General features: G+C 29.4%; 2 protein-coding genes. Both read left to right on the top strand.

All coding sequences use genetic code 11. The features are described 5' to 3' along the window. Window positions 1–8 precede the first annotated feature (8 nt). Window positions 9–5,153 carry an aminotransferase class III-fold pyridoxal phosphate-dependent enzyme gene (locus tag ABNT65_RS13080; RefSeq protein WP_348746031.1) on the top strand — a complete coding sequence of 1,715 codons (5,145 nt, stop codon included), beginning with the start codon at window positions 9–11 and terminating at the stop codon, window positions 5,151–5,153. 92 nt (window positions 5,154–5,245) lie between these two features. Continuing rightward, complete coding sequence (locus tag ABNT65_RS13075; protein WP_348746030.1) at window positions 5,246–14,578, top strand: amino acid adenylation domain-containing protein; 9,333 nt, start codon at window positions 5,246–5,248, stop codon at window positions 14,576–14,578. Window position 14,579 lies beyond the last annotated feature (1 nt).

The raw sequence follows: 14,579 nt of genomic DNA, 5'->3' as shown, positions 1-14,579 counted from the left end.
AACTACGTATGAAAAATAACTTATTTAATATGCCTAATTCGAAAACTAAGGTTGAGAGAAATTGGAATATAACCAAGGGAAACAAGAAAGATGTGGCAATTATTGGTATAGGGTTAAAATTTTCAGGTTGTAATAACCCTATGGAATATTGGGATTTAATTCAAAATGGAAAAGATAAAATCACAAAGTTTCCTGCCGAAAGAAAAGAAGAAATGAATCAATTAATAGCTTTTGGAGATAGTTCTATTTCTAAAGCAAATAAATTCAAAGAGGCATCGTATTTAGACCAAATTAGTTGTTTTGATCACGGGAAATATAAACTCACAAAATCTGAAGCAACGTTAATGAGCCCTAAACAGAGACTATTTCTAGAAGTGGCCCATCAAGCCATTGAAGATGCAGGGATACCAATCTCTCAAATGAAAGAAACAAATACTGGGGTGTATGTAGGGCATTCTTCTTATGGGTATAGATATGCCGATTTTCTTAAAGGATTAAAAAAAGAATATTTCCAAATGTCTGTTCCAGGAAATATTGAAGCAATTATTCCTAGTAGAATCTCTTATTTATTAGATTTAAAAGGACCGTCTTTACTAATTGACACTGCTTGTTCATCTTCTATGGTTGCAATATATAAAGCATATCAATCAATAATTGATGGAACTTGTGATATGGCTTTAGCAGGAGGTGTACGTTTAATGTATTATCCACAAGACGAGTCTGGAGATATGAAAATGGGGATAGAATCTGTAGATGGAAAAACAAGAACTTTTGATGAATCATCTTCAGGAACAGGCATGGGAGAAGGAGTTGCTTGTATTTTAATGAAGCCTTTAGAAAAAGCTATAAAAGATAAAAACCCAATTTATGGTGTTCTAAAAGGAGGAGCCATAAACCAAGATGGAAAATCAATTGGAATAACAGCTCCAAGCGGAAAATCGCAGAAAGAAGTACTAGAAAAAGCATGGAAGAATACAGGAGTATCTCCAGAACAAATAACATATATAGAAGCTCACGGAACAGGAACAAAGATTGGAGACCCTATTGAAATAAATAGTATAAAAGAAGCATTCAAAAAATACACAAGTAAAAAACAATTCTGTGCAATATCAAGTGTCAAAACTAATTTAGGACATTTAGATTCGGTAGCGGGAATTGCAGGATTTATAAAAACATGTTTGGCTCTTAAACATAAAAAAATTCCCAAACAAATTCATTTTACATATCCTAACAAGGAAATCAATTTTGTAGACTCTCCATTGTATGTAAATACAATTGAAAGAGATTGGATTTCAGAAGAAAAAAGATTCTGTGGTGTTAGCTCTTTTGGCATAAGTGGTACAAATTGCCATTTAATATTAGAAGAAGCACCAGCTTTATTATCAAATACTATTGAAGAGAAAGAATACTATATTTTGCCAATATCTTCTTATAACCAAGAAGGATTGAAAAAAGTAGTGAAGCTAGTACAACGAGCATTGTTGAAAAACTCAACTATTGATTTGTATAGTTTAGGGCACAATTTAACAAACAGAATTCATGGCATAGAACGAAGCATATTTGTTATTCAAAACAAAGAAGAACTTTTAAAAGTAACCCAACAATATTTGCTTGTAGATAAAGAAATCACAAAAAAAGAAATCTATTCAAGTAATAAGTTACAAGAAGTTATTGATGAACGAGAAAAAGAAATGATAGCCGATTATTTGGAAGGAAGAGAAAGTAGTTTAAAAGATTATTATAAAAAAGAAAATGCCTCTCCAATACACTTTCCTGTATTTCCTGATAAACCAACCGCTTGTTGGCCTGGAGAAAATGAATTAAATAAAGTTGAAAAACCAAACCAAACTAATACTATTAATTACGAGATGACTGAAAGAAAGGTGCCTAGCAATGATGTAGCAACTAAAAGTTCATCATTTAATATTGATGAACTCTATCAAGATATTTCAAATTACATAAAATCTATATTTGACTCAGAAAAAATCAACTTTCAACAATCCTTTTTTGAGCTTGGATTTGATTCTATATCAATTATTCAACTTCAACAACATATTAAAAATAAATATGATTTAGAGCTAAGTCTTGAACAATTATATCAGGATTTAAACACAGTAGAAACTCTTACTCAATTTGTAGCTCAAAATACTGAAAATGAAAGAACAGTATATCAACAAAATGAAACAGAAAGCTTAGAGTCTAAAAACAAGGCTGTAAAAACAGAAACTAAAGAGTTAACAGTGACTAATAATGTTAATGCTACACATACACACCCGTTTAAAGATATTTTTGATAAACAATTTGAAATTTTAAATAATCAACTTCAAGTAATCAATAATTATTTTAATAATGGTGAGGTATTAGAAAACTCTAAACAAGTAACAAAACCTAAGCAAAAAGAACTTTCTAAGTCAAATCATTTTAAATCATTTAAGAAAATTGTTAAAACCAAAAACACATACCCTCCAAAGCAAGAATCTTACTTAAATACTTTTGTTAAGGCTTATGAAGAAAAAACAATTTCCTCTAAAAAGTTTGCAGCTAAAAATCGTTACAGATGGGCAAATAATAGAAATATATCATTATATAATCATGATTGGAAAGAGTTAACGTATCCTATCATAGCTAAAGAAGCTAAAGGGGCTTATATGTGGGATTTAGATGGTAATAAATATGTAGATTTTTCTATGGGTTTTGGAGTATATCTCTTAGGGTATAATCATTCTTTTGGAAAAGAAGTTCTTTTAGAACAAGGTACAACACACAATTTTCTAGGACCTATTTCAACGGATGCGGAAGATGTAGCAAATTTAATTCATGAAATTACAGGAGTAGATAGAGTTGCTTTTTATAACTCAGGAACTGAAGCTGTAATGGTAGCACTTCGGTTAGCCAGAGGAGCAACTAATAAAAAGAAAGTAGTAGTTTTTGCAGGATCATACCATGGTACGTTTGATGGTGTTAATGTAGATCAAGCCGCTGATTATTCAGCAGTTCCTTTAACAATAGGTACACTTCCAGGCATGGTGGAAGATGTACTGGTGTTAAATTACGGGACAAGGGAAGCAATAGATATTATTAAAGAACAAAAAGATGAAATTGCAGCTGTTTTAGTAGAACCGGTTCAAAGCAGAAGAGTAGATTTTCAACCAAAAGATTATTTACAAGAATTGAGAGAAATTACTAAAGAAGAAAGTATTGCATTGATTTTTGATGAGGTTATAACAGGTTTCAGAATAGCTCCTGGAGGCGCACAAGAACATTTTGAAATAAAAGCAGATATAGTAACCTACGGAAAAATTATAGGAGGAGGAATGCCAATAGGTGTAGTAGCAGGTAAATCCGATTATTTAGATTTAATTGATGGCGGGGCATGGAATTATGGAGATGATTCCTATCCTAGTGTTCAAAGAGTAATTGTTGCAGGAACTTTTTGTCATCATCCATTAACCATGAAGGTAATGGCAAAAATGCTTACTTATCTTAAAGAAAAAGGAAATGTAGTACAGTATACTCTTAATAGAAAAACAAATAAATTAGTCAATGAATTGAATGCCTTTTTTACTACGTATGCATTACCTCTTAAAGCTAATAATTTTGGGTCAATGTTTAATATTAAACCCAAAAGCAATTTAGAAATACTAGCGTTATTAAAGTATCATTTGTTACACAACAATGTATTTGTTTGGGAAGGAGCAACATGTTTTATTTCTGAAGCCCATACGGATGATGATATACAATTCTTTATTAATGCAGTAAAAAAATCAATTTACCAAATAATGGAAGGAGGGTTTCTTAATGAAACCATTACAAATGATCTTAAAAAAGACAAGGATAAAAATTTTGATAAAACTTTTCATCTACCTTTAACAATTGAGCAAAAAAGGATGTATGCTAAGCTTGAAATGAATCCTAGAGAAACCGTTGCTTTTAATGAAACTGTAATTGTTGAAGTACATAAAGAACTAAATGAAAAAATGCTTCAAGAAACATTAGATTTAGTGACTTCAAGACATGAAACATTAAGAATTGTTTCTATAGATGAGCAAAAACAAATTATAAAATCTCGAATAAATTTTTCTGTAAAGTATACAGACAGTTTAAAAGATGAAATGTCAAAAGAAGCTATAGAAAATTGGGTTTCTAAAAATGTAATGCTCCCATTTGATTTAAAAAATGGCCCTTTTTTAAGATGTTATGTCTTAAAAACATCAGCAGAAACATTTATAGTCCAATTAGTAGCACATCACATAGTTGTTGATGGATGGTCATTAAATGTATTATTAAAAGAATTGAATGAAATTTACACTAATTATAGCCATAATATTAATACTTCTTTACCCAAAGCGCCCCAATTCAGTACTTATGTAAACTGGATTCATCAACAGTTAAATGGAAATGTAAAAGAGGAAAACTTGATGTTTTGGAAAAAAGAGTTCTCCATTGAAGTGCCAAGGTTTGAAATACCAATGCTTGGTGTAAAAAAAGCGAGCAATAATTCAGGATTAATTTACTTTAACTTAGAAGGTAATTTAGTAAAAGAGGTTAGAGAATGGAATTCATTACATAAAGTTTCCCTTTTTAGTACATTGTTAAGTGCTTACAAGTTAATGTTGTGTGCTTTGAGTGGAAATGAAGCTTTTAGAGTAGGAATACCTTATGCAGGTCAATTAAATAGTAGATTGTACGATGTTGTAGGGCAGTGTGTTCAAATGATACCGTTTATTAGTTCTTTAGATATAGAGTTAACACCACTTGAATACGTTAATAATATAATGCGTAAAAATTTAAACATTCTTAAATATCCCGTAATTCCTATAAATACACTAATAGAAGATAAAACAACTCGAAAAAATTGCCTATACGAAGAATTGGTTGTTTTTAATTTAGATAAATCTATTTCTACAAACCAAAGCGAAAATAAAGATGGTGACAATACTATGATAATTGAGAATAAAAATAAGTACGATTTATTTTTTGATGCATTAGAAAAGAAAGAAAGTATTGTGTTTAGAGTAGAGTACAACACAAATAAGTATGATGAAGCCAGTATTCAAGAATGGACTTCTTTGTACAAAGATATAGTAAAGAACTTTATTAAGAATGAAACATTGCCTTTAAAAAAGCTGCTGACTGAAAATATAGCCTTATAAATAACACTTCTTACCTAAGAAATCTTACTAAGTAAATTAGTAAACAATAACGTAAAATACTTATAAAATAGCATTGACTCATGATTGAAAAAATGAACTTTTCCAACGTGAAAGAAGAAAAACACATCCTTTCTTTAAATACATTTAGAGAATTTTTAAAGTCTGAAGAACTACCTTCTATTATACACATACAAGATAGTAAAATATTAAGTAATGTGGATGTTAATAGTTGGCAAATAAAAGCGAAGCCAACAGACTTGCTTTATTTCACATTAACTACAAATAATAATGAAGTTATTGGAATTACACGTTTTATTGCTTCTGAAAAGTATGCAGATGATTGGAGAAGTAATCTTAGTGAAGTTTCATCGGATGTAAGTATAAGAACCAAGTTAGGTTTAAAAGCACCTAAAGGGGTTTTAGGAAAAATTTTTATAGGAAAGCAAGCTACAGGTTTACCTTATTTAGGAACAATTATAGAGAAAACATTAGTTCTTCAACTTGAAGAAGATGAGTTAGAAAATTATGAAATAGCGCTATTGTATCTATTTTCTAAAAATCAATTTAAAATAACCCAAAAAGAAAACATAACCACGATTTATGTCCAAGAGGGCACAAATCAATGGGATGAAAAAACACTACGTAATGCTATTAACAATTTAATAGGTAGAGAGGATGAAAATATACGTTATATTATAGGTAATAAAAAGCTTTCAGAATTAGAAAAAGAAAGCTTATTAGTTCATCAAAATAACAATTTTAATGTACCAGTGTCTACTGAAATGACACAAGTAGAAAAACAGTTACTTAACGTATTTAAAGAATTATTGGATGATGATGCTATAAATATACTAGATAACTTTTTTGAAATAGGAGGAAACAGTTTGTTAGCTGTACAGTTAACATCAAGAATACACAAAGAGTTTGGTGTAAAACTAACGCTTAAAGAATTATTTAAAAATTCAGTAATAAAAGAGTTAGCAAAATTAATCTCATTAAAAGAGAGGGTTGATTATTTAAGTATAGACACTTTACAAGAAGAAGAGTATTATGAACTTTCATCAGCACAACTTCGTTTATGGATACTAAGTCAAAATGAAGAAACTTCAGTAGCATATAACGAATTTAATGCAATGAAAATTACTGGAGAAATTGATGTTGAGCTTCTAAATAAAGCGGTAAAAAGGCTAACTAATAGGCATGAAATTCTTAGAACCTCATTTATTACTGTTAAAGGGGATCCTAAGCAATTAATACATCCAATAAATAAGGTACAGGTTCAAGTAAAGCTAGATGATTTCTCTCAAAAAGAAGCAATTGAAATAGAGAAAACATTATTAAAAGAATCTAAATATAGGTTCAATTTAGCAGAAGATGTTCTAATTAGAGTAAATCTGCTAAAAACGGACAACAATGAGTATATTATAATGATTAATATGCATCACATTATTTCAGATGGATGGTCACAAGTAGTATTGTTTAATGAATTAATAATGACCTATTATGAGCTTGCAAATGATTTAGATATAGCCTTTCAAGAGTTACCAATACAATATAAAGATTATGCACATTGGCATAATGATATTTTACTTACTGATAAGGTAAATCAGTTTAAAGATTATTGGAATACAAAGTTTGCAGAACGATCTCCTAAAGTAGATTTAACTGCCTTTCAAAAAAGAAGACCACAGCAAAGTTTTCATGGTAAAGTAAATAGGTATGAGTTAGATAGTAAATACTATTACATATTTAAAGAAATCTCGCAGAGAACACAAACAACAATGTTTTCTGTTGTATTAACTTATTTTAAAACATTACTTTATAAATATTCAGGACAAAAAGATATTACTGTTGGAACATCAGTTGCAGGAAGAAATCATCCAGACTTGGAAGGGCAAATAGGGTTTTATGTAAATACTATACCGATTAAAAATACAATAAACCCTGAATATAACTTTGTACAACAATTACAGGAACTATCTAATAACCTATTAAATGATTTTGATCATGATATTTATCCTTTTGAGCTTTTAGTAGCAGATCTAGGATTAATGAATGAAGAGGTAGGTATGAATCCTCTTTTTGATGTGTTTGTAGAATATTTTAATTACAATGATAGATTTATTTCTGAAGAAAAAATCATTGGAGAGAAAAAATTAAAAATAGCACCTTTAACTCAAGATAATGAGACTACTATTTTCGGGATAAACGTAATGTTTATCGAGAGTAATGAAAAAATATCTATAGAAGTTAGGTATGATACAGAGCAGTTTGAAGACAAAAAAATCAATTCGCTAATAGAGCATTTTACATTGTTAATTGATAAAATAACTGCAACACCAGACGAAAAAATAAAAACATTTGAAATTCTATCTTCCGCAGAAATAGAAAAATTGGAAGAGTTTGCTAAAACAGAAAAACCATTACCTGTAGATGGAACGGTGTTAGAGTTAATAGAGAAACATGTACAACAAACACCTAATGATATTGCTATTACATATGAAAATGTTAAAATGACTTATAAAGAACTATGGACGTTTTCAAACAAAATAGCAAACTTCTTAACACAACATCACCAAGGAGAAAAGCAGTATCGAGTAGGTGTATTTATGGATAGAAGTTGTTATACACTAGCAGCACTATTAGGAGCTTGGAAGGCAGGAGCAGTTTATATACCATTAGACCCAGATTTTCCAACAGAGCGCTTAAAATATATCTTAGATAACAGTGAAGCCAGCTTATTATTTACAGATAAACAAAATATAAAAGTAGCAAATAAACTACAATGGTCATGTAACTCTTTACAAACCATTGCTGTTATGGATAGCTATAACATACATGAGTTGGCCGAGACAGAAAATAAAACCATGGATGTAGAGCTATGGGAATATATTGGAAGTAAAGCTCATGATGATATTACTGGAGGAGGATGGTTTAATAGTTATGATGGAGAAGCGTTTACCAGACAAGAAATGAATGAATATAGAGACAATACTATTCATAAGTTATTGCCCTATGTAGATAAAGATAAAAAAGTTTTAGAAATAGGTTGTGCTTCAGGGTTAACGATGTTCTCTTTAGTGAATAAAGTAGAATCTTATGTAGGTATTGATTTAAGTCAGGTAATTCTTGATAAAAACCAAGCTGTTTGCGAAAAAGAAGGTATAACCAACCTAAAAATGTATAAATTATTTGCGCATGAAATAGACCAGTTAAAAGAAAAAGATTTTGATATAATTATTATAAATAGTGTTATCCAAAATTTTAATGGGCATAATTATTTAAGAGAAGTTTTAGATAAGTCAATAGCAAAACTAAATACTGAAGGTATTCTGTTTTTAGGAGACCTTATTAATCAAGATAAAAAACAAGACTTAATTGAAGATCTTAAGGAGTTTAAAAAAGCCAACCCTAAAGCCAATACTAAACTGGAATGGGATGAAGAGTTGTTTGTTTCAAAATCATTTATAGATAATTATATTGAATCAAAGGATATTAAAACAAAAGTTACTTATTCAGATAAATTGGGGAGGATTCAAAATGAATTAAAAAAATTCAGATTTGATGCAGTACTTGAAATTGATAAAGAAAAACCTAAAACGAAAAAGATAAAAGGAACAATCAAATATCAATTTGATTTGTCTCATATTGAATCTCAACAAGGTAATAACTACCCCAATTTAGCATTACCACAAGATGTTTCGTATATAATTTATACCTCTGGTTCAACAGGTAAACCAAAGGGGGCTATAGTACAACACATAGGAATGTTGAACCATTTAGAAGCTAAGAAAAATGACTTAGAACTTAATAAGCAAAGTAAAATTGTTCAGAATGCCTCACAATGTTTTGATATTTCAATTTGGCAATATGTGAATGCTTTAATGGTAGGAGGGCAAACTTATGTTTATAGTAATGAAGTAGTATTAAACCCCGATTTACTGTTAACAAAACTCAAAGAAGACCAAATAACAATTTTTGAGGTAGTGCCTTCATATATGCAAGTGTTATTAGATTGTGAGGAACGTAGAACAGATAGTCCAATGAGTAGTTTAACTTATTACTTAGTTAATGGGGAAACACTAAAACCAAGACTTGCTAGAAAGTGGTTTGACCATTATACACAAATACCTCTTATAAACTGTTATGGACCCACTGAAGCTTCAGATGATGTAACACATTATTTTCTTTATGAAAAGCCAAGTCCAGATTTAAGGATACCTATTGGAAATAAACCAATACAAAACTTTAGATTTCATTTTCTTGATAATGATTATAATCGTGTGCCAATAGGAGCAAAAGGAGAAATTTGTCTTTCTGGTATAGGAGTTGGACTAGGGTATGTCAACGATGAAGAGAAAACTAAGAAAGCATTTATGCAAGATCCATTTTTCCCTAATAGAAGAATGTATAAAACAGGTGATATTGGTAGAGTACTTGAGGATGGAACTATTGATTTTTTTGGAAGAAAAGATACACAAGTAAAGATTAGAGGATACCGAATTGAATTAGAGGAAATTGAAATAGCAATAACTAAAAGTAAAGGAGTAGTTAACGCTGTAGTGTTGGTAGGAAAAGATAGTAATGAACTGAGTTATCTATGTGCCTTTGTAATGACTTCTGATGATAACTTGAATGGAGATTATATAAAAGAGCAAATTCAGTTAGAATTACCAGAATATATGGTTCCGGGAGTTATTAAGTTTTTAAAAGAATTTCCATTGAATCATAATGGAAAAACTGATAAAAATGTTTTGAAACAAATGATGAACAATCAGGAAAGTCAAAGCGTAGAAAACTTTGTAGCTCCAATAGGAGAATTGGAAAAAGCTATATCAGAAGTATGGGAGAAAGTAATAGGAGTAAAACCTATTGGTAGAAATGATAACTTCTTTACATTAGGAGGACATTCAGTTTCAGCTATCCAAGCAATTAGTAAAATAAAAAACGAGTATGATATTAACCTACCTCTAAAAGAATTATTTGAGCATCCAACAGTAGAAAAATTAGCAGAAGCAATAGAAAAATATAAAAAAGAAGATAATAATTCTTTAATCACATCAATTGTAAAGAAAACAAATAAAGCAAAATACAAAATATCTCCAGTTCAATATGCTGAATGGTATCTTCAAAAGTTAAATGCTAATAGTACTTTTTACAATATTGGATTTATACTTGAACTCACAGGAAACCTAAATCAAGAAGCATTTTTAGAAACTATCAGTCACCTAAGTGATAGGCATGATATATTTAAGTTTACAATTATAGAAGAAGATGGAGTACCATATCAAGTATTAAAAGAAAAGTCTTTTGTTGATATAAATGATATAGTTGTTGATTATTCTCATTTAGGTAAAGATGAAATAAACCTTCAAGAAATAGTACTACCTTATTTCAATACAATTTTTGATTTTACACAAGGAATGGTTAATGTTAAATTAATCAAGATTAATGAGAAAAGACATGTTTTTGTTTTTGAAACACATCATATTGTATGGGATCAAATATCAACGTTTAACTTCTATAGAGAGTTTATTCAAACATATAATACTTTAAATAAAAGGGAAGAAATTTTCTTGCCAGAGTTAAAAGTTAATTATTCTGATTATACAGAGTGGATTAATGAATTAATTGATTCTGGAAAACTAGAAAAACAACGTAAGTACTGGTTAAATAAGTATCAAAAACTACCAGAAACGCTTGAATTACCTACAGATTATCCTAGACCATTAATTCATTCATTCAATGGAAAATTTATTTTTGAAACCTTAGGATTAGAGTTTAAAAATGAAATCTCAGAATTCTGTCATGAAAATGGAGTTACCTATCAAATTTTCTTAATATCTGTATTAAACCTCTTACTTTATAGGTTAACGAACCAAGAAGATTTTGTAGTTGGAACACCAATATGGAATAGAGATCAAGAGCATCTTGATAAAGTATTAGGTTTATTTGCATCAGGAATTCCAATTCGATGCACATTAGGTAAAGATTGGACATTTAATGATTTACTGTCACATACCAAAACCAATTCATTAGAAGCTTATGAAAACCATTTATATCCATTTAATAAAATTATTGAGGAGTTAAATCCAATTACAGATTTTTCGAGACAAAAAGTTATCTCAGTATTTTTTGGTGTTCAAAATGATGAAACAGAATTAAAAGATGTGAATTTAAATGGATTGGATGTTAAAGATGTTAGTAATGAATTAGACACCGCAGTAAAAAATACTTCTGTATTTGACTTTACACTTCAGGTAGATCACAACAAAGATAATATGTGGTTTACTTTACGTTACAATACGGATTTGTTTAAAGAAGAAACAGCCAATAACTTTTTAACTAGATATAAAGAACTTGTTAAGCAAATAATTGAAAATTCATCTAAAAACCTTTTAGATTATAATTTCCTTATAAAGAAAGAAAAAAGTTTAATAGAAGAAGTTTCAGTTAGTCCTACCAAATTTACAATTCCAGATGTTGGTTTGCATACCATCATTAATGAAACAGCTACTAAATATTCTAATAAAGTAGCTGTTAAAGAAGAAGATAAAGAAATTACTTATGGAGAATTAAAAGAGTATTCCTATCAAATAGCAAATTTTTTACTAAAAAACAAAGTTCAAAAACAAGATAGAGTAGGAGTATTATTACCTAGGTCAATTGACTTTATAGCGAGTGTTTTAGGAATACTTAACTCTGGGGCAATATTTGTACCTCTTAGTAAAGATTATCCAGAACAAAGAGTACAAGAAATTATAAATCAAGCTGAAATTCAAAAAATTATAACAGTTAGTGGTTTTTTTAATCAAGAATTTTTAAAAGCCCCATTTGCAGATAGTTTAGTGTTGTTAGATGAAATTGATTTTAGTACAATATCAAAAGAAGAAACCTCTATTTCTGTTAGTAATGAAGATTTGATTTATACCATATTTACTTCTGGATCTACTGGAAAACCCAAAGGAATAGATATCAAACATGTTGGTGCAATAAATATTATCCAATCCACAATTAATGATTTTAATTTTACGCCAGATGAAAAAGTACTTTTCCATACAGCTACAGTTTTTGATGCGTCTATAATGGATTATCTGTGGCCATTGGTAGCAGGAGCAGGTATTGTAGTAATGCCTAATACAATGGAAAAAAGCATACTGAATTATGAAGAACTAATTAATAAAAATAAAATTACTCATATTCAAAGTGTTCCATTACTTCTAGAGTCTTTTGTAAACGCAATTGAGAGGAAGGAAATAAACCAACTACAATCCTTAAAAAGAGTCGTCGTTGGAGGAGCTATTTTAAATACTAAATTAAGTAACAGATTCCTTAATGAGTTTAAAATAGATTTATATAATTGTTATGGACCTACAGAAACAACTGTAGATTCAACAAGGTATAAATGTGAAATAAGTAATATTGAATCACAAATATTTGCGCCAATAGGTATACCAGTAGCTAATACAAAGTTATATGTTTTAGATAAAAACTTACAACAAGTACCGGTTGGTGTACCAGGAGAACTATATATAGCTTCTATTGGATCAGCAAAAGGGTATTTAAACGATGTAGAGAAAACCAATAAGGCATTTATTAAAAACCCATTTAATGACGGTATTAGTCAAGTGCTGTATAAAACAGGAGATAAAGTTGCACTGTTACATAAAGGAAACTATGTAGTATATGGAAGGTTAGATAATCAAATTAAGTTAAATGGAAATAGAATTGAAATAGAGGAAATTGAGTCGCTTTTATTAAACTGTGAAGGGCTATATAATGGAGCCGTAATTCTTGATAAAAAAGGAAGTTATGAGCAACTAATTGCCTTTGTAGAGCCAGAAAAACAAGTAAATCAATTCATAACTAAAAATTCAGAAAAAGTTAGGGTATTATCTTTAAATGATGATATAACAATAAAAGGTGAGTTTGAACAATTTGTAGAGAGATATGCCAAAGCTAATCCAGTAATAAAAAAGTTATATCAAGACCTAATTTATCAATTCCCAGAATATCAGTTATGTTTGTTTGTTAACGGAGAACTTGTTGCTGTAACTCTAGCTTGTCCTATTTCTTTTTTGAAAAAATTAGAAGAAAATCAGCAGGTTATTTTTAAAGAAATCTTAAACAGTGAACAAGATTTGAATGCCACACTCATAGTAGAATGTGTTAAAAAAGATACCATGCTATTAGAGTTATGTAAAGATGAAATAGGTAGTTTATACAAGCAATTAGTAACTACTGAAAATAAAAAGCTTTTTCTTGAAAGTAATACCAAAATATCTGAAATCACAGCAGGTAATACAAACTTCAAAAAAACAATATCAAAAGAAGAAATAAAACAATACTTATCAGAGTATTTACCTCAATATATGATTCCAAATAATATTGTGATAAAAGATAGAATTGCGTTAAATAATAGTGGAAAAGTTGATAAGAATATCTTGAAAAAACTAAATGTTAGTAAGCAATTTAAAAAAGAATTAGAACTAACAGAAACTCAAGAAAAAGTAAATGTAATTTTCCAAGAAATTTTGAAAAAGGATACTATTTCTGCTCATGATAGCTTTTTTGAATTAGGAGGACACTCTATTAACATGATTCAGCTTATAGCAAGAGTAGAAAAAGAATTCAGCATTAAAATGCCCATTCCAGAAGTGTTTAACAATCAAACCCCTTATCATATAGGGAACTACGTTGATGCTCATGAAAATAGAATAGTAAATACCAGTGCTTACTTACAACAACTATCTTCTGGTGGAGAAAAAAATATTTTTTGCTTTCCTTCAATTTCAGCTACAGTGGCAGACTTTATTGAGTTAGCAAAGGAGTTAAAAGGGTACAATTTATATGCATTTGATTTTTCGTTATTAGATGCCTATAGTGATGTATATCAGGATAAAAAGGAAATTATTCAAAAATGTAAGGATATGATTTTTGATGTAAATGCAAATCAAACCTTTGATGTATTAGGGTATTCGGCAGGTAGCCATATAGCATATGAACTTTTAAGCGAATTTAAAGAAGAATTACAAGTAGATAAATTTATCATTTTAGACATGGAAGCACCAAGAAAGGATGAGGTTACCAGTAAGTTGGTTAATTATAAAGATGCTGAAGTAGATGAATTCATGTCATTAAATATACTAGAAGATTTTAGTAATCAAGAAAAAGAGCAAATAAGTAACAGGGTTTGGAAATACGCTGAACTAGCTTCTTACGTAGCTGGTAGAGAAAAAATTAATGTTCCTTTTTATGTTTTTGCAAGTGAAGAAGCAGATAAGAGCAAACAACAGGGATGGGAAAAACTAACACAAAAAAGTATATCTTTTTCTGAGTTTAAAGGAAACCACTATGAGATACTTAAAAACAAATTTGTAAAGAAAAACAGCCAAATATTAAAATTAAAAATAAACAACAAATAAA

Origin of the sequence: Tenacibaculum sp. 190524A02b, from assembly GCF_964036645.1 — a bacterium.
In the GTDB taxonomy this organism is placed as follows: domain Bacteria; phylum Bacteroidota; class Bacteroidia; order Flavobacteriales; family Flavobacteriaceae; genus Polaribacter; species Polaribacter vairaonense.
Note: the sequence above shows the minus strand (reverse complement) of the source record. Positions and strands in the feature narration are given on the sequence as shown.

Bases quoted from the DNA above. Each gene is read 5' to 3' on its own strand.
- ABNT65_RS13080 (WP_348746031.1), top strand. From the start codon at position 9: ATGAAAAATAACTTATTTAATATGCCTAATTCGAAAACTAAGGTTGAG.
- ABNT65_RS13075 (WP_348746030.1), top strand. From the start codon at position 5,246: ATGAACTTTTCCAACGTGAAAGAAGAAAAACACATCCTTTCTTTAAAT.